This window comes from Blattabacterium cuenoti (assembly GCF_014251235.1).
GTDB classification, from domain to species: Bacteria; Bacteroidota; Bacteroidia; order Flavobacteriales; family Blattabacteriaceae; genus Blattabacterium; species Blattabacterium cuenoti_AF.
The window spans coordinates 361,861-382,314 of the sequence record NZ_CP059181.1; the positions used below are offsets into that span (position 1 = coordinate 361,861).

Below are 20,454 nucleotides of genomic sequence, written 5' to 3' on the forward strand. Positions count from 1 at the left end.
ATTTTTCTATATTCTATTTTTTTAATAGAAACTTTTAATCTGTTTCTAATAATACTGTTTCCTTATAAAATTTTTGATAGACTGTTTCTATTTTATCTACAGGATAATATTTGAATACTAATAATTTATTTAGATGAATAAAATCTTCTATTTCTTTAGGAAAAAGAAGATCACCCTTGATTATGGAATCAGAAAAATGCATACATAATTTAATTAAGTTAAAATAATTAGGTTTTTCCAATAATTTTAATTCTTCAGATTTAATTCCATCTGTTTGTATCTTTTTAAGAAGATTACTGTTTAAACTTCCTTGAAAAGGATTATTATAAATAGAAGATATTATTTTTGTATTCTTATAAATAAGATCATTCTTATAAAATTCATGAACATACAATGGAATCAATGAACTTATCCAACCATAGACATGAATTATATCAGGTCTCCAATTTAATTTTTTAACAGCTTCTAAAACTCCTTTTGTAAAAAATAAAGCCCTTTCGTCATTATCATGGAAAAATATTCCATTTTCATCTTCATATATAGCTTTTCTTTTAAAATATTCTTCATTATCTATAAAATAAACTTGTAACCTTGCATAAGGTATAGAAGCTACTTTTATTAATAGAGGTTGATCTATATCATTTATCATCAAGTTCATTCCTGATAAACGTATCACCTCATGTAATTGATGTCTTCTTTCATTTATAACTCCAAAACGAGGCATAAATATACGAACATCATTTCCTATAGACTGCATAAATTTTGCAGCCTTTAAAACTGACAAAGAAACAGGATTTTCTGAAGAAAAAGGAAATAAATCTGAAGAAACATATAATAAACGTTTACCTGTCATCTTATAGAGTATTTTATTAAAATATAATATATCAGATCATTGCAAAGATATAAAATAATATCCAGTTTGAGATGAAAAAGTAATGAAGAATATTTCTTTTATTAGTAGATAAATTACTTGTAGATTGTAGAATAGTGTTTAGTTTTTACTTTATTTAAGTAATCAATTTATAAGTTTTTTTTTTGTTATCATGAAATTAAAAGGAAAAAAGAAAAATTTTGTTGAAAAAAATAGTTTTTTAGTAACTGGACATATTTCTGTTACCAGTTATGGTTTTGCATTTTTTAAAAATATAGAGGGAGATACTCAAGATGTTTTTATATCTAAAAAAGATACAAATAGAGCTATAAACGGAGATCTTGTCCTCGTAAAAATTACGAAAAAAAAATCAAGGAAAAAAATAAAAGGAAAAGTTTTAAAAATTATTAAAAGAAAAAGAAAAAATTTTGTCGGAGTTCTTAAATTAAAAACTCATTCCAAATATGCTTATGTAAAAGTTTATGATAATACAATACATGTAGATATTCTTATTCAAGAACAAGAATTAAAAATATACAAAAATAATGAAAAAGTATTAACAAATATAATTTTATGGCCAAAAGAATCTAAAAATCCTATAGGAAAAATAATAAAAAGTTTTGGTATTTCTGGAGAATATAACACAGAAATTTTTTCTTTGTTATTTGAATATGGATTTCCTTACAAATTTTCAAAAAAAATTGAAAAAGAAACTAAAAAAATAATGGAAAAAGAAAATTTTGATTTAAGATTAAGGAGAGATATGCGTCATATTAATACTTTTACAATAGATCCTTTAGATGCTAAAGATTTTGATGATGCACTTTCTATTAAAAAATTAGATTCTGAAACTTGGGAAATTGGAATTCACATTGCAGATGTATCTTATTACATAAAAGAAGGAAGTTTATTAGATAAAGAAGCATATAACCGTGCAACATCTATTTATCTTATGGGAAAAGTAATACCTATGCTTCCTGAAGAAATTTCCAATAATCTTTGTTCTTTACTTCCTGAAGAAGATAAATTGTGTTTTTCATACATTTTTAACATGAATAGTAAAGGAAAAATTTTAAAAAATTGGTTTGGAAAAACAATTATACGGTCTAATAAAAGATTTACATATGAAGAAGTACAAGAAATAATAGAAAAAAATAAGGGAGAATATCATGAAGATATAATGGATTTATTCTTTTTTTCTAAAATTATTTCTAAAAATAGATTGAAAAATGGAGCTATTTTTTTAGATAGATTTGATACTAAATTTCATTTAGATAGTGAAAATAATCCTATCGATATTTTTTTTGAAAAAAATCATGAAGCTCATCGTCTCATCGAAGAATTTATGTTGTTGACTAATAGAAAAATATCTGAATTTGTTAGTCTAAATCTAGATGGAAAACCCTCTCGTAATACGTATGTTTATAGAATACATGAAGAGCCAGATTATCAAAAAATTTCTTTTCTAAAAAGTATAATAGAACCTTTAGGTTATATTTTGGATCTTAAAAATCTGAAAGATTCTATCAATTCTATTCTAAAAAAAATACATGGAAAACCAGAGAAAAATATGATTGAAAATTCAATTCTTCGTTGTATGAGCAAAGCTAAATATTCTACAAAAAATAGAGGACATTATGGTTTATCTTTTATTTATTACAGTCATTTTACTTCTCCTATCAGGAGATATTCAGATATTATAGCTCATAGATTGTTATGTTTTTATTTATCAAACAAAAAAAATGAAATTAAACCTATAGATTTTTACGAAGAACAATCCAAACATTGCAGTAATCAAGAACGTTTAGCAATAGATGTTGAAAGAGAATTTTTAAAATTTATGCAAGTAAAATATATAAAAAAATTTTTAGGGAAAAAGTTTAATGGAGTTATTATAGGATTGACAGAATGGTGTATTTATATAGATTTACTTTTTTTTCAGATAGAAGGAATGATACGATTACGAGATCTTAAAGAAGATTATTATTCTTTACATTCTAATAACTATAGCATAATTGGTAAAAATAAAGGAAAAATTTTTAGATTAGGAGATAAAATACAAGTCAAAATTATTGATGTTAATATAGAAAAGAAAAAAATAATTCTTGAATGGTTAATGAAAAAGGATAAAATTAAACTCTTACATAAGGAGGAACAAAAATAGTATAATCACCTTTATTTCTTATAATATCTCTTACAGCACGAGAACTAATATGTGAATTTTTATAAGAAGAAAGAATAAAAATAGTTTCTATACAATTTTTTTTATTTAATTCTCTATTTACATAAATAATGTTTTTTTCAAATTCAAAATCGAATTGATTTCTGATCCCTCTTAATATAAATTTAGCTTTTTTCTTTATACAAAAAGAAGTAGTTAAACCTTTAAATAAATCAATTTCTATTTTTGGAAAATCTAAAAAAGTTTTTTGTATCCATTTCTTTCTCTTATGAATAGAAAACATATGTTTTTTTTCTGAATTCTTTCCAATAGCTACAACTATTTTATCAAATAAATTTAAGGATCTAATAATTATGTCATAATGTCCTAAAGTTATTGGATCAAAAGTTCCAGGAAATACAGCTATTTTACTATCCATAAGATTTAAAATATATAAATTCTTATCAAGAAAAAAATAAAAAAAATAAAAATTTTTATGTTTTTTTTTTAAATTATAAAAATGAAAAAATCATGCACCGTTTGTTCTCAACAAAAATGTAATCAAAATATAGAAGGAAAATGTGTTAAACTAAATGTAGTAGATTGGCTTTCTAATATAAGATCTCCTTTTATAGATGAGAAAGAATATTATATAGTTGAAGTACAATTCAAAAATGATAGAAAAGAATTTTTCCATAATGAAAAAAAAATAAATCTTTTTAAAGATGATTTTGTTACCGTAGAATCCAAATTAAATGAATACGATATTGGAAAAGTGACTTTAACTGGAGAGTTAGTTAAAATACAAATGCGAAACAAAAATATTTCTTTAAATTCCTTAAAAATGAAAAAGATTTATAGAAAATCTACAAAAAAAGAAATATCTAAATACAATTTCTTAAAAAAAGAAGAATCTTCGATGCTTCTTGAATCAAGAAAAATTGCAAATGAATTAAATATTTCTATGAAAATTTGTGATATAGAATATCAAGGAGATGGAGAAAAAGCTACTTTTTATTACACAGCAGAAAATAGAATAGATTTTCGTCAATTAATCAAAAATTTTGCTTCAAAATTTCGTATTAGAATAGAAATGCGTCAAATAGGATATAGACAAGAATCGGCAAAAATTGGAGGAATTGGTTCATGTGGACGTGAATTATGTTGTTCTACTTGGTTAAAAAATTTTAGAAGTGTCTCAACAAACTCGGCTAGATATCAACAACTTTCTATAAATATAGAAAAATTAACTGGTTTGTGTAATAAATTAAAATGCTGCCTTAATTATGAATTAGATACTTATTTATCTTCCATAAAGGATTTTCCTGATTTTAACTGTAAAATAAAAACAAAAAAAGGAATAGCTCAATGTATGAAAATTGATGTTTTTCAAAAAAAAATGTGGTTTTCTTATATAAAAAAACCGAATATATGGTTTAGTTTAAACATAGATGATATCAAAATCATCTTAAAAAAAGATAAAATTACTCCTCCTTTAGAGGAATTAACTACAGTTAATATTATTAAAAGAACAGAATTAACGTTTCATTAATTATAATGAATAAGATATTCATAATCATAACAAAGAATTAGTGTATTATCTTAATAAGAAAAAAAGTACAAAAATATTTGGTTTACTCATTTTTTATTTCTGGTTTTTCTTTTTTTTAGGAATAGGAGTTATTTTTTTAATCTTTTATTCAGCATATAAAGGTCATTTAGGAGCTTTACCAAGCACAAAAGATATAGAAAATCCTACTATGGAAGTAGGATCAGAAGTTTATGATACAAATGGTGTTTTATTAGGTAAATTTTTTTCAGAAAATAGAACTTTGATTACCTATAAAAAGTTACCAAAAAATCTTGTTAATGCTCTTATTTCAAAAGAAGATATCCGTTTTAAACATCATTCTGGTATTGACATTAAATCTCTCTTAAGAGCTATTTTTTCTTTGGGGAAAAAAGGAGGTGGTAGTACAATTTCTCAACAACTAGCTAAACTCCTTTTTACAGGGAAATCAGCTAAAAATAAATGGCAAAGAATTCATCAAAAACTTTTAGAATGGGTAATGGCTATTGAATTAGAAAAACGTTATACGAAAGAAGAAATAATTACTATGTATTATAACAAATTTGATTTTTTATATAATGCTAAAGGAATAGAGACTGCTGCTCTCACTTATTTTAATAAAACAGCTTCTGAATTAGATTTAGGAGAATGCGCTATATTAGTTGGAATGTTAGAAAATCCGTCATTTTACAATCCAAGATTATATCCAATAAGAACTAAAAATCAAAGAAATCTTGTTCTTTTTCAAATGAAAAAATATAATTTTTTAAACAAAAACATATATGAAAAAGAATTAGAAAAACCTGTTCAAATAAATTTTAAATTACAAAGAAAAAATTTCGAATTATCAACGTATTATGGTGATTTTTTGAAAAAAGAAATTCAAGAAGAATTAGATAATTATGAAAAAAGAACAGGAAAAAAATTAAGTTTATATTCAAGTGGTTTAAAAATATATACATCTATCGATATAAGAATGCAAAATTATGCAGAAAAATCAGTAAAACAACATCTTAGCAAATTGCAAATTTTATTTAATAATTCTCAAAAGAAAAATAAAAATGCCCCATTTCTAAATATTACAAAGGAAAAAACAAACAGAATTATTCTTTCTGCAGTTCACAGAACACAATTATATCAAGATCTTAAACAAAAAGGAATGACGGAAGAACAAATTATAAAGATTTTTAAAAAACCACAAAATACAAAATTATTTACTTGGAAAGGAACAAAAGAAGTATTAATATCCCCATGGGATTTTATCCGTTATCAAAAAAGTATAATCCAAGCAGGATTATTATCCATAGAACCTTCGACGGGTTATATAAAAGCATGGGTAGGGGGAATAGATTTTAATTATTTTCAATATGATCATGTTTCAAAAACACAACGTCAAGTTGGTTCTATCTTTAAACCTATTTTATATGCTGCGGCTATCAGTGAATTACATTATTCTCCATGTACAAAAATATCCAATGAAAAATTCCATTTAGGAAAATGGAGTCCAAGAAATTCAAATGGAAGATATGGAGGTTTTTTAACATTAAAAGATGGATTAGCATTATCTGTTAATACTATTTCAGCTCGTCTTATATCAAAAATGACACCAAAACCAGTCATTAATTTAGCAAAAAAAATGGGAATAAAATCAATTATTCCTGAAAATCCATCTATAGCACTTGGATCAGCTGATTTAACCTTATATGAAATGACTGGATCTTTTAATACATTTACTAATAAGGGTTTTTATAGTAAGCCTACTATGTTAGTCAGAATAGAAGATAAATATGGTAAATTAATTAAAGATCATATAGATTTTAGTAGCAGAAGACAAGTATTTAGTGAAGAAGTAGCGTATGTTATGATAAAATTAATGCAAGGTGTAGTCCAATATGGAACTGCAAAAAGATTAAATAAATATAATCATCTTTTTTTTGGAAATGTTGCAGGAAAAACAGGAACTACTAATGAAAATTCAGATGGATGGTTTATAGGGATGATTCCTAATTTAACTACTGGAGTTTGGGTAGGTTGGGAAGATAGATTTTCTCATTTTGAGAATATTAAGTTGGGACAGGGAGCTAATATGGCTCTACCGATATGGGCATATTATATGAATAATCTATACAAAGATTCAAATCTTGTTTATCATGAACAATTTATATTCCAGAAACCGGAAAATTTTCATTTGGATAATTGTATTGAAGAAGAATACAAACATTCTAATGAATCCAATGAATCCAATGAATCCAATGAATCCAATGAATCCAATGAATCCAATGAATCCAATGAAGATGAAAAAAATAAGGATTTAAAAAATATTATAGAGACAGATAACTTTTTAAATAAAGAAGAAGATAATATTAAAAAAAATGACGAATAAAAGAATATTAATTTTAGACAAAATTCATCCTTTTATTTTAAAAAAGTTAAGAATAAATGGTTTTTTTTGTAACGAAAAATATTCGGAATCCGAAGAAGAAATAAAAAAAACTATATTTAGTTATAATGGAATTATTTTAAAAAGCAGATTAAAAATAGATAAAAATTTTTTAAATAAAGCTATGAATTTAAAATTTATAGCTCGTGTTGGATCAGGAATAGAAAATATAGATCAAGAATATGCATATAAAAAAAATATCAAATTAATAACTTCTCCAGAAGGAAATAAAGATTCAGTTGCAGAGCATGCTATCGGAATGCTACTTTCTATAATGAATCATATCTGTATTTCTAATGAAGAAATAAGGAAAGGAAAATGGAATAGGGAATTAAATAAAGGAAAAGAAATAAAAGGAAAGACTATAGGAATCATAGGATATGGAAATACAGGAAAAGCTTTTGCAAAAAAAATTTCATCATTTAATGCAAAAATATTATGTTACGATATTTTACCTAATAAAGGAGATCAGAATGCAATACAAGTAGATATAAATAAAATTTATAAAGAATCAGATATTATTAGTTTACATATTCCTTATACAAGGAATACAAAAGGAATGATAAATGAAAATTTTATTAAAAACTTCAAAAAACCTTTTTATTTGATTAATACTTCTAGAGGAAAATGCGTTTTTATTGATCACTTAATCAATGCTATAAAATATGGTAAAATACTTGGAGCATGTTTAGATGTCATAGATTATGAATCTAATTTATTTGAAAATTTATTTCGAAATAAAAAGTTTTCTAAAAAATTTTATAATTTTCTTCAATCTAAAAACATAATTTTAACTCCACATATTGCTGGATTAACAAAAGAATCAGAACGTAAAATGGCAAACATAATTGTCAAAAAAATTTTTTCTATTTATAATTCTTTCTCATATATGTAATATAATTAAAAATTATATCAATATACATCTTTTAAATATTTCTTTTTTTTCTTCATATTTCTTATAAAATATTCTGGATTACAAAAACCAACTTCTTTAATAATTCGAAAAATGGTATTTTCTACATCTAGACTCATTGGTTTTTTTTTCCCACAAATATATATATGTGCTCCACTTTTTATCCACAAAAAAAAATCTATACGATTTTCCCATATTTTATCCTGTACATAAATTTTATTTTTTTGATCTCTAGAAAAAGCAAAATCAACTCTAGAAAGAATTCCTTTCTTTTTCCAATTTTTTATTTCCATTTGATATAATAAAAAATCAAAAAAACGCTTTTGTAATCCAAAAAAAAGCCAACTTTTTCCTTTAGATATAACTTTCTCTCTTTCATATAAAAAAGAACGAAAAGGAGCTATTCCTGTCCCAGAACAAATAAGAATCATATTTTCATCATTTTTTGGAAGTTTAAAAGATTGATTCCTATGAATAGAAAATGTAATTTTTTCTCCTTTTTCTAAATTTGAAAGAAAATTAGAGCAATGTCCATATCTAGTTTTTCCGTCAATTCTAAATTGATCAAGCAATACAGATATATGTATTTCTAATAAATTAACTTTAGGAGAAGAAGAAATAGAGTAAAATCTAGGTTTAATAGGTTCTATGATTTTAACTAAATTTTCTAATTGAAAATCTTTATTTGGAGGAATAAATCTTAAAAGATCATAAAGTTTCCATTCTTTATTGGATGAAAAATTTTTTTTTATTAAAAAAGAATAATTTTTCAAAAAATTTGTTGATAAATGAGATATATTCAATTTTATAAATCTATTTATTAAATTTTCTTGATTTATATTAAGATTAAAAAAATTTAAAATTTTTTGAACTTCTTTTATTGTATTGTTAGGAACAATTCTTATAGAATCACCTGGTTCATAATAATATTGATTATTATCTTTTATGTTTGTTTTATCATTTTTTATCATGATAAATTCAATATGATATATATCTCTACTAGATCCTTTTTTTTTATCACTTAATAGTTTCTTTTCTAATACCTTCGCTGTTATTTTCTCCTTTTCTTTATTAAGAATAGACATAAAATTGTTATAATAGTTATATTATCCTTTCATTTTTTTTAAAAAAAAAGATTATCAATTGATAGATATCTTTCTCCAGTATCATAATTGAATGTTAAAATAGTAGAATTTTTTGGAATATTTGATAATTCTTTATCAATAGCAGATAAAGCAGCACCTGTGGAAATTCCAACTAAAATTCCTTCTTTTTTAGCAATTTTACGAACAAAACTAAATGCGTCTTCCTTAGATACCAAAAAAGAACCATCCAATATCTTAATATTTAAAATAGAAGGAATAAATCCAGCTCCTAACCCCTGTAAAAAATGAGAATTAGGCTTTCCTCCAAAAATTACTGGAGATTCCTCTGGTTCTACAGAGAATATTTTTATTTTTGGAAATTTTTCTTTTAATACTTCTCCTATTCCAGTAATGTGTCCTCCTGTCCCTACTCCCGTAATAAAATAATCTATTCCATTTGGAAATGATTTTAAAATTTCAATTGCTGTAGTATTCTTGTGTATATTAGAATTAGATATATTATCAAATTGTTTTGGCATCCAAGAATTTTGGATAGAATTTATAAGTTCTTCAGCTTTTTCAATAGCCCCCTTCATTCCTTCTTCTTTAGGAGTAAGTACAAATTTTGCCCCGAAAATTGAAAATAGTTTTCTTCTTTCTATACTCATAGATTCAGGCATTACTAAAATAAGACGATATCCTTTAACAGAAGAAACTATAGCTAATCCAATTCCAGTATTTCCAGAAGTTGGTTCTATAATAGTATCCCCTTCTTTAAGAATTCCTTTTTTTTCTGCATCTTCTATCATAGATAGAGCTATTCGATCCTTTATACTTCCTCCTGGATTATTTTTTTCTAATTTTATCCAAACTTCATGATTTGGATATAAACGACTTAAACGTACATGGGGTGTATTACCTATAGTATGTAATATATTTTTTACTCTCATCTCATTATTCTTTTCTTTAATTATATCATATAATTAATAGGGTCAGGGAAAGGACTATTGTTTCTCATTCTTATTTCACTTTTTTGATAAACTATAGAAAAGGGTGGGATACTATGTGTTACCCATACATTTCCTCCAAGAATACTGTCATGTCCAACTATTGTATCTCCTCCTAAAATTGTTGCTCCAGCATAAATAGTCACTTTATCTTCTATAGTTGGATGACGTTTCTTGTTTGCTAATTTTTTATCTACATAAATAGCACCCAAAGTTACTCCCTGATAAATTTTAACATCATTTCCTATTTTTGTACTGGAACCTATAACTATTCCTGTTCCATGATCTATCACGAAAGCTTTTCCAATTTTAGCTGAAGCATGAATATCTACACCCGTTCTGCTATGAGCATATTCTGTTATTAATCTAGGAAAAATAGGGATTTTCATCATCCATAGTTCATGTGCTATTCTATATAATGCAGTAGCAAAAAAACCTGGATAAGATAAATAAATCTCCTCTATTACTGTGGAAGCTGGATCAAAGTCTAAAATGGCATATGCATCTACGACCAGTGTTTGATAGATAATAGGTATTTTTTCAAAAAAAATTTTAGATATATTTTTCGATTTTTTTTCCTCAAAATTTAATTCGATAAGAATTTTGTATAATTCTATTTCTAATTTATTATAAATTTCTTTTAAAGAATTAAAATCTTCTAATTTTTCAGGAATAAAAAGAAAATTAAATAATTTATCAACAAATTTTTCGGACTTTTCCTTGTTAAGATAAGAAGGATAAAATCCATTTTTTATATTTTGGTTATTTTTTTGGAATAATTTTTTCAAAAAATGTGAACTAGTAGAATTCATTATGATTATTAAAATTTCAATATAACAAATTCAACAAACAGTCATGGAAGACATATTCATAAATAAAATTCATGAAAATATTTGATGATCTTCTTTCTCGAAGAAAAGAAACAACAAATATAAGAATTTATTTTTTTTTCTGTTAAAAAAATATAATATTTATTGTTGATTAAACTTAATCTAAATAATAGAACTGAATTAATTTTCATCTACATAAATAATATGAAAAAAATAAAAGTATATAATCCTATAGTAGAAATGAATGGAGATGAAATGGCAAAAATTATATGGAAATATATAAAAGAATATTTCATTTTTCCTTATTTAGATCTGAAAATTGTTTATTTTGATCTTGGAATAGAAAATAGAGATAGAACTAATGATCAAATAACAATAGAAGCAGCACATGCAATAAAAAAATATAATGTAGGAATAAAATGCGCAACTATAACACCAGACCATGAAAGAATGAAAGAATTTCATTTGAAAAAAATGTGGAAATCTCCAAATGGAACTATACGAAACATTTTAGGCGGTACTATTTTTAGAGAGCCTATTTTGGTAAAAAATATTCCAAATATCGTAAAAAATTGGAAAAAACCTATATGTATAGCTCGTCATGCAAATGCAGATCAATATAATGCAACTGATTTATTGATTAAAAAAAAAGGAAAATTATATTTCCATTTTATTCCAGAGGAAAATCAAAAAGAAGAACAAAAAAAAATTGAAATTCACCATTTTTTAGAACCAGGAATTGCTATGGGAATGTACAATACAGATAAATCTATTAATGAATTTGCTAATTCCTGTTTTAATTATTCTATTCAAAAAAAATATCCACTTTATCTTTCAACAAAAAATACCATATTAAAAATATATGATGAACGATATAAAGAAATATTTCAATATTTATATGAAAATAAATTCATATCCATATTTAAAAAATATGGAATAACTTATGAACATCGTTTAATTGATGATATGGTAGCTTTTTCCCTAAAATCAAAAGGAGGTTTTATCTGGGCTTGTAAAAATTACGATGGAGATGTACAATCTGATTATATTGCTCAAGGTTTTGGATCATTAGGGATGATGACTTCTTTTTTACTTAGTTCAGATGGAAAAACAATGGAATCTGAAGCGGCTCATGGAACAATAAAAAAACACTATGAAAGATATAAGAAAGAAAAAAAAACATCTACAAATCCAATAGCTTCTATTTTTTCCTGGACACGTGGATTAAAACACCGCGCTAATTTAGATCAAAATTTAGATTTAAAAATTTTTTCGGAAGAAATAGAAAAAACTTGCTTAGATGTTATTATTTCTGGAAAAATGACTAAAGATTTATTCAATCTATCTTATGAAAATAATTTAGATATAAAAAAAAATAATTATTTAGATACAGAATCTTTTTTTTACATTTTAAAATGTAAATTTGAAAAAAGAATGAAATTTTTATTCGGAAAATAATTTTTAATTAGAAAATTTCTAATTTCTTTTCTTTTCAATTTTTCATAAGGTTTTTCCATAAAATTTTTAATAAAAAAAGTATATTTTGGTTTATAAAATCTTTTTTTTCCTTTGAAAATATGTTTTGGTATTTTAACAAAAAAAGAATTTCCTTCAATAACTAAGACTATTTTTTCTCCTAAAATATTATCTGGAATAGAAGTTATTATAAATCTTTTGTAAATAAAGGGATATAATTCTTTTTCTATTAACTCAGGAATAATTTTAATACCTCCACTATTTATAACATTATCATATCTACCTATCCAATTAAATTTATGTTCAGAAAATAGGTTAACAATATCATTTGTTTGGATAAATATTTTTTTTTTCATAAAAATTCCTAAACAATTTCTTTTATCTACATTAAGAGAGATATCTTGTAAAGATTGGAAATAAGATTTTTTCTTTTTTCCATTAATTCTTTTTAAAGCTATATGACCTAAAGTTTCTGTCATTCCATATGTAAGATAACATCTTGTGGAGATCTTTTGTAATTTTTTTTCTATTTCTATAGAAATAGGACCTCCTCCTATAAGAATAATTTTTAATTTTTCTAATTGATATAAACTAGAATAAAAAACTTGAAGAGGAACCATCGAAACAATATCAAAATTTTCCTTTATATTTTTTAAAGGATTAGAAGTTGGAGGAATGCAATAAATATTCCAAGAGAATATGATTGAACGTATCAAAAACATTTTACTTGCTATATAATCTGGAGATAGACATAATAATCCTTTAATTTTTTTACTTCCTAATTTTAAAGTATCAACTGTTTTTTTCGCATTTTCATACAATTCATTTTTTTTTAAAAAAATTTTTCTTGGAAAACCTGTACTACCAGAAGTAAAACATTCCAATGTTTTTTGATTATTATCTTTCCAATTCTTTATAATAGAAAAAATTGATTCTTGCCAAGAATATAATGGATGTTTTCTTGCTAATAAATTATTAGAATATATTTTTTTTTGAGAAAAATTAATCCACATTTTTAAATATGATTTTTTATTTTCCACTTTTTTAAAGGATTATACCAAATAGATCCTTTTTTAACTATTAAAGGAGATAAGAAATCATTATGAAAATGACCTATGTTTAATCCATGTAAACCTCTACTACTATTATTGTTATATAATATTTTTTTCTCTAAATGAAAAAGCCATTGAGATATAGAGTTTATTCCTATATGACTTTCTAATGAAGAACTAATCCACCATCCTATTTTCCTTTCATTTGCTATCTCAATCCACTCCTTAGTCCCTGAAAAACCTCCACATACACTTGGTTTTAATACTATATAATTTGGATTAATAATGTCTAAAAAAATTTTTTTCATTTCTAAATCTTTAATATTTATTAATTCCTCATCTAAAGCTATAGGTATATTTGATTCTCTACAAACTTCAATAAGATCTTTAAAATTTCCAGGTTTTATAGGTTGTTCAATAGAATGAATGATATCTAAATTTTTCGTTTTTTTAATAAAACTAAAAAAATCTTTTTTTTCAAAAGAACCATTTGCATCTAAAGATATTTTAACATTTGGATATTTTTTTTTTATTTTTTCTAAAAAAAAACCTTTATGTAGAAATATTTTTGGATTTATCTTTATTTTTAAAAATAAAAAACCTTGAATAATTTTTTTTTTTATTTCTTTTTCTATTTCTTTTAAAGAGGAAATCCATATCAAACCATTAATAGGTATACCTTTTTTACCATCAGTAAATTCTGAATTATATAAAATAGGAAAACCTTTTTTTAATCCAAAAAGAGCTTGTTCTAATCCAAATAGAATTGAAGAAAAAGAAATATAAGGACGATAAAAATTCGTTTCTTCCTTCTTTAAAAAATTTATTTTTTCAGAAAGAAAGAATAATTCTTTTTTGTAAGAACTTAATTTTTTTAAGTTGGTTACCTCCAATAATGGATTACATTCTCCTATTCCTATTTTATTTTTTTTTTTAATTATTAAAAACCAAATTAATATTTTTTTAAAAACTCTAGAAGAATTTTGAATTCTTTTTTCAAAAAAAAATACACGTTTCTTCAATACAGATTTTAATTCCATAGTTTTACAGTTAAAAAAAAGCTATTAAAATAGAATTTTTTCTCCTTTTTCCAATAAAAAAAGTTTTTTTTTCTTTTCAGAAAACCTTTTTATTGCCAATTTTTTATTAATTTGAATTGGTTTAAAAGTGTTATAATGAACACCTAATATTTTATCACACTTCAAAAAAGAAGAAGCTATAATAGCTTCTTCTATATCCATAGTATAAATTCCTCCTATAGGAAGGATAGATATTTTTATCTTACCAAAAGTAGGAATAAGTTTCATTTCATATGTTAATGAAGTATCTCCTGATATATATATATTTCCTTTTTCCGTATGTAATAAAAAACCTCCAGGATTTCCACCATAAGTTCCATCTTTAAAAACACTAGAATGTGAAGCCCAAACATATTTTATATATCCAAAAGGAAAAGAAATAAAAGATCCATAATTTATTCCATATGTTTGTAATCCTATTTTATCATAATAAGAAGAAATTTCATAATTTGAAATAATTAAAGAATTAAATCTTCTTGCGATAAATTCTACATCACATACGTGATCATAATGAGCATGAGTTATTAAAATGTATTCAAGTTTTTTTATAGAAAAAAAATCTTCTCTTAATAAGGTTTTTTCCTTTTCTTGAAAAAAAGGATTTTCTGTAAAAAATGGATCTATTAATAAAGAATATTCTCTAATTTTTAACAAACATGTACTATGAGTAAAATACGTTAATTCCATTTTTTTATTATTATGACTATAATTAATAAATTTAAATATTAATTAATAAGTAAAACTACTAATTCCTATACTCATGGAATAAAAAAAAATCAAAAAAATAAGTTTATTTAATTCTAAAGTAAATTCTTTTGGTCTACTACTATAGTAAATAGTTTTCAAATGATCTATAAAAAAAGGAATATTTATTATATAAAAAAACCATTGAATAAAATTTTTATAAGTCAAAAAAATAAAAAATACACCAAAAAATAAGGATGTTATAACAGATATAAAATGATAAAATTTTGCATACTTTTTTCCTAAAAAACCTGCTAACGTATTTTTTCCATTTTTAAAATCATTTTCCATATCCCTCATATTATTGATATTCAAAACAGATGAATTCAACAAACCTATTGATAAAGATAAAAAAAACATTTCTAATGAAAAAAAACGAGTATATAAAAAAAAACTTCCTTCTATAGAAAAAAGTCCAAAAAAAATGAAAACAAGTAAATCTCCTATTCCTACTATATATCCATAAGGTTTGTTTCCTAAACTATATTTTATAGAAAAAAAAATACATAACAATAAACCTATTATGTACAACAAAAAAAGGAAAAAGTTTTTTTTCATAGAAATAGAATGAAAAATTAATAAAAAACCTAATAAAAAAGACAAAAAAGAAAATAAATATATAGCTATTCTCATTTCTGAGAATGAAAAAAAACCACTTTGAATGGCTCTTCTTGGACCAACACGATTTAAATTATCTAAACCATAAATACTATCACCATAATCATTTGCTAGATTAGATAATATTTGTAAAGAAACTGCTGTAGATAGAGATAATAAATATGTTGTTATATTTGTAATATTTTTAGATAAGGAGATTAAAAAACTTAATGTTATTCCAGAGAAGGATAACATTAAAGTATTAATACGGATAGCATATAGAAATTTTTTAAATTTCATAAAAATTTAGGAAATTTTTTAAAATTTGGATTTCTTTTTTCTAAAAAAGCTTTTTTTCCTTCTATAGATTCATCCATTAAATAAAACATTAAAGTAGCATCTCCAGCCAATTGCATTATACCATGTTGTCCATCTAATTCTGCATTTAAACAACGTTTAATCATTCTTAAAGCCATTGGGCTTCTTTTTTGAATAATCTTGCACCATTTTATGGTAACATTTTCTAAATCTTTTAGAGGAACAACTTTATTTATTAACCCCATATTTAGTGCTTCATTTGCAGTATATTTTTTGCATAAAAACCACATTTCACGAGCTCTTTTTTGACCTATATGACGAGCTAAATATGAAGAACCAAAACCTCCATCGAAAGAACCTACTTTTGGACCAATTTGACTAAAAATGGCATTGTCTGAAGCAATAGTTAAATCACAAACAACATGCAAAACATGTCCACCTCCTATAGAAAAACCGTTAACCATAGCTATAACTGGTTTAGGAAGTTCTCTTATTTTTTTATAAAAATCTAAGATATTTAATCTAGGAATACCATCTTTTCCTAAATATCCTCCTTTATCTCTCGTCTTTTGATCTCCCCCAGAACAAAAAGATTTATTACCAGAACCAGTTATAATCAATACATCTATATCCATTCTTTTATAACATATATCTATAGCATCAATCATTTCATTCACTGTTTCTGATCGAAAAGCATTATGACATTTAGGTCTATTAATTTCTATTTTTGATATTCCTTTACAAAAGGTAAATAAAATATCCTTATATTCTTTTATTAGAATCCAATTTATTGAAGAATCAACCATAAGAAAATATATATTAAAAATTGATATTTATTTTAAAATTATAGGAAAGAGTACAAAATAATAAAAAAAATTTTACTATTAATTGTGTTATTATGTTTAGAAATATTTTTTCAGTATTAATTGGAATATTAATCAGTTTTATTGAAATCCTTTTTTCTATAAAATATATTAAAAAAGGATTTATAAATATTCAATCTATTTCTATAATAGATTTAAAATCTATATTTTATTATGCTCCTGATAAATTTTTCATAATATTATTCATTTTTTATATATTTAGTACTTTTTTAGGGTGTATTTTAACTGCTTTTTTTGTGAAAAAAGCTAAAAAAGCATATGCTATGCTAACTGGATTTATTTTATTTATTTTTTCTTTTATTCATATATTTATATACACTTTTCCATTATGGTTTAGATTTTCTATTCTTACAATATTTTTTCCTTTTTCATATCTAAGTGGAGAATTTGTAGAATTTTTACAGAAAAAAAAATGGATAAAATAATAAGTATAAAAAACCAGAAAAATATCCAATTAATGCTATCCATCCTATTTTTTTGAAATACCAAAAAAAATCAATATTTTCCATACCCATAGCAGCTACTCCAGAAGCTGATCCTATAAGAAAAATGCTACCTCCTGTTCCAGAAACATAAGCTATAAAATGCCAAATATCATGATCTAATGGATAAGAAAACATAGCTATAGTTGCAGCAACTAATGGTACATTATCTATAATAGAAGATATCAATCCAAATAAAAATGCAGTAATTTTCCATGAAGAAACAGTGTTATTTATCCATTGAGATAAATTATATAATATTCCTAAAGATTCTAATGAAGAAACAGAAAGTAAAATACCAAAAAAAAATAAAATACTAGAAAGATCTAGATTCTTAAAAATTTCATCTATAGAAAAATTTTTTTCTGAAAAATTAGTTGTTGCTATTCCTAATATTCCAAGAGAAAAAATCATTCCCATATATGGAGGTAAACCAGTAATAGTTTTAAATATTGGAACAAATAATAGTAAACTTATACCCAAATTTAATATGAAAAAAGCTTTTTGAAGATCCTTTCTAGACAATTCACTTTTCTTTATAGAAAGAAAACCATTAAAAACAGGCATAAAAGAACCAATTAAAGTGGAGATAATCAAACATAAAATAGAAGGAATAAAAACTTTTCTAAGAAGATTTAAAGTTGTTACTTTGTTAGATATCCATAACATAGTAGTGGTAATATCCCCTATTGGAGACCATACTCCTCCTGCATTTGCAGATATAATAACTAAACCAATATAATATAAACGTTCTTTATAATCAGAAATTATTTTTCTTAAAATAGTAATAATAACCATAGTAGACGTTAAATTATCTATAATAGCAGATAAAAAAAAAGATAAAATACTTATTATCCACAAAAATTTACGTTTTGTTATACTGTCAGTAATAAATAAATTTCTTAATGCATCAAAACCAGAATATCTATCAATAATAGATATTATTAACATTGCTCCTACAATAAAAAAAACTATTTCTGAAGTTTTTCCCAAATGATATAACAATAAAGATTTAGTATTTATGTTAAGTGAAATCGTTGATTTGTCATTTAAATCATAAACAGGAATTTTAAAAAACATAATTAATGACCAACAAACTGACGCCATAATTAAGGAAGAAAAAACCTTATTTAAGGATATAATATTCTCAATGGTAATAAATAAATATCCAATGATAAAAACTAATATTATCATTGATTCCATAATCTTATTTTGGAATTTATTTTTTTTTTAATACCATCCTGCGTAATCAGATTTACCACTTAACATTTCTTCTATACGAAGTAATTGATTATATTTAGCTGTTCGTTCAGAACGACAGATAGAACCTGTTTTTATTTTTCCAATATTTAAAGATACAGTTAAATCTGCTATAAAAGTATCTTCTGTTTCTCCAGAACGATGAGAAATAATATTATGATATCTGTGTTTTTTTGCTAAATTTATAGTTTCGATAGTTTCTGTTAATGTTCCTACTTGATTAAGTTTTATTAAAATAGAATTTGCCGAAAAATTTTTTATTCCTTTATTTAATTTTTCTACCTGAGTAACAAAAAGATCATCCCCTACTAATAGAATATCTTCACCTAATTCTTTAGTTAGAATATTCCATCCTATCCAATCATTTTGATCCATTCCATCTTCTATAGATACAATTGGGTAACGCTTGACTAAATAAGATAAATATCTTACATGTTCTTCTCTAGATCTTTTTATACTTCCTTTCTCAAATTTAGAATAATCATATACATTATTTGAATAAAATTCAGATGAGGCACAATCTAATGCTATTCCTATTTGATCATAAGGTATATAACCTGATAAATGAATAGATTCTAAAATATGATCTAAAACATCTTCTATTCCATTAAAATTAGAAGAAAAACCTCCTTCATCTCCAACACTTATTGATAATTTTTTTTTAAATAAAAGGTTTTTTAACTGATAAAAAACCTTATGTCCCATTTCAATAGCATCGTAAAAAGTATTAGCCTTCATAGGTACTATCATAAATTCTTGAAATGCTACAGGAGCATCAGAATGTCTTCCTCCATTTACTATATTAATCATAGGAACTGGTAATACATTTGTACTAAATACACCTCCAATATATTTATAAAGAGGAATATCCAATTCTTTAGCAGCAGCTTTTACTGCAGCGATAGATACACCTAATATAGAATTAGAACCCAATCTACTTTTATTTTTTGTTCCATCTAAATCTATCATTAGATGATCTATATAGATTTGATCTATAATAGATACACCTGTTAATTCTGGTGCTATAATATTATTAACATTATATATAGCTTTATATACTTCTTTTCCTAAAAATTTCTTTCCACCATCTCTTAATTCAAAAGCTTCATGTTCTCCTTTAGAAGCTCCAGAAGGAACAGAAAAACGTCCCAAAACATTATTATTTGTTATAACATCTACTTCTATTGTTGGATTTCCTCTTGAATCTAATATCTGTCTGGCTTTTATCCTTTTAATTTTTCTCATTACTGATCAAACTTATATCTCTTTTTTTTTTACCACTACGTCTTGTTGCCTTTGATGATTGTTTAGAATTATAAATTCTATTAAAATCAACTAATTCTATTAAAGATAATTTACCCATATCACCAAGTCGAGATCCTATTTTTATAATTCTTGTATATCCACCAGACCTTTCTCTAACTTTTCTGAAAGATTCTTCAAAAAGTTCCTGAACAGCTTTTTTATCTCTTAATAAAGAAAATATATTTCTTCTAGAATGTGTAGTATCTATTTTAGATTTAGTGATAATAGGTTCTATATATTTTCTTAACACTTTAGCTTTTCCTAAAGTCGTATAAATTCTTTTTTCTTTAATTAAAGAAGAAGACATATTAGATAAAAGTGATTTTACATGTTCTTTTTTTCTTCCTAAATGGTTATTTTTTTTTCTATGATTCATAAAT

Annotated in this window: 19 protein-coding genes; 6 read left to right on the forward strand and 13 right to left on the reverse strand. The window is 24.0% G+C overall.

The genetic code is table 11. The features are described from left to right. Positions 1-34: 34 nt before the first annotated feature. Positions 35-853, reverse strand: a complete 819-nt coding sequence (locus H0H78_RS01685) for a glycogen/starch synthase (RefSeq protein WP_185850775.1) — start codon at positions 851-853, stop codon at positions 35-37. 190 nt (positions 854-1,043) lie between these two features. Between H0H78_RS01685 and rnr the strand changes: the two genes are divergently transcribed. After that, a complete protein-coding gene (rnr, locus tag H0H78_RS01690; RefSeq protein ID WP_185850776.1) occupies positions 1,044-3,035 on the forward strand; it encodes a ribonuclease R in 1,992 nt (663 codons plus the stop codon). Here the strand turns inward: rnr and coaD are convergent. Continuing rightward, positions 3,004-3,471: a pantetheine-phosphate adenylyltransferase gene (gene coaD / locus H0H78_RS01695; RefSeq protein ID WP_185850777.1), complete on the reverse strand. Its 468-nt coding sequence runs from the start codon at positions 3,469-3,471 to the stop codon at positions 3,004-3,006. The genes rnr and coaD overlap by 32 nt on opposite strands. Positions 3,472-3,552: 81 nt before the next feature. Here coaD and H0H78_RS01700 point away from each other — a divergent pair, with 81 nt between their 5' ends. From H0H78_RS01700 to H0H78_RS01710, 3 genes are read left to right on the forward strand one after another with little or no spacing between them, the layout of a single operon-like run. Next, the gene (locus tag H0H78_RS01700) at positions 3,553-4,584 is read left to right on the forward strand and encodes a PSP1 domain-containing protein (protein WP_185850778.1); all 1,032 of its coding nucleotides are present in this window, start codon (positions 3,553-3,555) and stop codon (positions 4,582-4,584) included. Between the two features lie 40 nt (positions 4,585-4,624). Then, positions 4,625-6,985, forward strand: coding sequence for a transglycosylase domain-containing protein (locus H0H78_RS01705; protein ID WP_185850779.1), 2,361 nt, complete (start codon positions 4,625-4,627; stop codon positions 6,983-6,985). Beyond that, positions 6,975-7,937: an NAD(P)-dependent oxidoreductase gene (locus tag H0H78_RS01710; RefSeq protein ID WP_185850780.1), complete on the forward strand. Its 963-nt coding sequence runs from the start codon at positions 6,975-6,977 to the stop codon at positions 7,935-7,937. Before H0H78_RS01705 ends, H0H78_RS01710 begins: the two co-directional genes overlap by 11 nt. A 17-nt stretch (positions 7,938-7,954) precedes the next feature. Here the strand turns inward: H0H78_RS01710 and H0H78_RS01715 are convergent, their stop codons facing one another. Genes H0H78_RS01715 through H0H78_RS01725 form a run of 3 tightly spaced genes read right to left on the reverse strand, consistent with a single transcriptional unit; the run spans position 7,955 to position 10,859 of the window. Then, positions 7,955-9,040: a flavodoxin domain-containing protein gene (locus H0H78_RS01715; protein ID WP_185850781.1), complete on the reverse strand. Its 1,086-nt coding sequence runs from the start codon at positions 9,038-9,040 to the stop codon at positions 7,955-7,957. A 38-nt stretch (positions 9,041-9,078) separates the two neighbouring features. Next, the gene (gene cysK, locus H0H78_RS01720; RefSeq protein ID WP_185850782.1) at positions 9,079-9,990 is read right to left on the reverse strand and encodes a cysteine synthase A; all 912 of its coding nucleotides are present in this window, start codon (positions 9,988-9,990) and stop codon (positions 9,079-9,081) included. A 20-nt stretch (positions 9,991-10,010) separates the two neighbouring features. Continuing rightward, positions 10,011-10,859, reverse strand: a complete 849-nt coding sequence (locus tag H0H78_RS01725) for a serine O-acetyltransferase (RefSeq protein ID WP_185850783.1) — start codon at positions 10,857-10,859, stop codon at positions 10,011-10,013. 222 nt (positions 10,860-11,081) lie between these two features. On the opposite strand from H0H78_RS01725, the gene H0H78_RS01730 reads away from it, so the two are divergent. Then, the gene (locus H0H78_RS01730; protein ID WP_185850784.1) at positions 11,082-12,335 is read left to right on the forward strand and encodes an NADP-dependent isocitrate dehydrogenase; all 1,254 of its coding nucleotides are present in this window, start codon (positions 11,082-11,084) and stop codon (positions 12,333-12,335) included. Here H0H78_RS01730 and H0H78_RS01735 read toward each other — a convergent pair. The 5 genes from H0H78_RS01735 to menB are packed head-to-tail and all read right to left on the reverse strand — an operon-like array spanning position 12,281 to position 16,949. Then, the gene (locus H0H78_RS01735) at positions 12,281-13,393 is read right to left on the reverse strand and encodes an AMP-binding protein (protein ID WP_185850785.1); all 1,113 of its coding nucleotides are present in this window, start codon (positions 13,391-13,393) and stop codon (positions 12,281-12,283) included. The two genes, H0H78_RS01730 and H0H78_RS01735, sit on opposite strands and share 55 nt — an antisense overlap. Next, on the reverse strand, positions 13,369-14,445 hold the full coding sequence (locus H0H78_RS01740; protein WP_185850786.1) for an enolase C-terminal domain-like protein: 1,077 nt from the start codon (positions 14,443-14,445) through the stop codon (positions 13,369-13,371). Before H0H78_RS01740 ends, H0H78_RS01735 begins: the two co-directional genes overlap by 25 nt. 24 nt (positions 14,446-14,469) lie before the next feature. Beyond that, a complete protein-coding gene (locus H0H78_RS01745; RefSeq protein WP_185850787.1) occupies positions 14,470-15,171 on the reverse strand; it encodes a metal-dependent hydrolase in 702 nt (233 codons plus the stop codon). Between the two features lie 42 nt (positions 15,172-15,213). Next, a complete protein-coding gene (gene menA, locus H0H78_RS01750) occupies positions 15,214-16,125 on the reverse strand; it encodes a 1,4-dihydroxy-2-naphthoate octaprenyltransferase (protein ID WP_185850788.1) in 912 nt (303 codons plus the stop codon). Further along, complete coding sequence (gene menB, locus H0H78_RS01755; protein ID WP_185850789.1) at positions 16,122-16,949, reverse strand: 1,4-dihydroxy-2-naphthoyl-CoA synthase; 828 nt, start codon at positions 16,947-16,949, stop codon at positions 16,122-16,124. Before menB ends, menA begins: the two co-directional genes overlap by 4 nt. Before the next feature lie 92 nt (positions 16,950-17,041). Here menB and H0H78_RS01760 point away from each other — a divergent pair, with 92 nt between their 5' ends. After that, the gene (locus tag H0H78_RS01760) at positions 17,042-17,452 is read left to right on the forward strand and encodes a hypothetical protein (RefSeq protein ID WP_185850790.1); all 411 of its coding nucleotides are present in this window, start codon (positions 17,042-17,044) and stop codon (positions 17,450-17,452) included. On the opposite strand, the gene nhaD is transcribed toward H0H78_RS01760, so the two are convergent. From nhaD to rplQ, 3 genes are read right to left on the reverse strand one after another with little or no spacing between them, the layout of a single operon-like run. Further along, positions 17,426-18,712 (reverse strand): sodium:proton antiporter NhaD, encoded by a 1,287-nt coding sequence (nhaD, locus tag H0H78_RS01765; RefSeq protein WP_185850791.1) that lies wholly within the window; start codon positions 18,710-18,712, stop codon positions 17,426-17,428. The two genes, H0H78_RS01760 and nhaD, sit on opposite strands and share 27 nt — an antisense overlap. Positions 18,713-18,739: 27 nt before the next feature. Beyond that, positions 18,740-20,014 carry a phosphopyruvate hydratase gene (gene eno, locus H0H78_RS01770; RefSeq protein WP_185850792.1) on the reverse strand — a complete coding sequence of 425 codons (1,275 nt, stop codon included), beginning with the start codon at positions 20,012-20,014 and terminating at the stop codon, positions 18,740-18,742. Next, positions 20,001-20,450: a 50S ribosomal protein L17 gene (gene rplQ / locus H0H78_RS01775; protein ID WP_185850793.1), complete on the reverse strand. Its 450-nt coding sequence runs from the start codon at positions 20,448-20,450 to the stop codon at positions 20,001-20,003. The genes eno and rplQ overlap by 14 nt, the downstream gene beginning before the upstream one ends. Positions 20,451-20,454 lie beyond the last annotated feature (4 nt).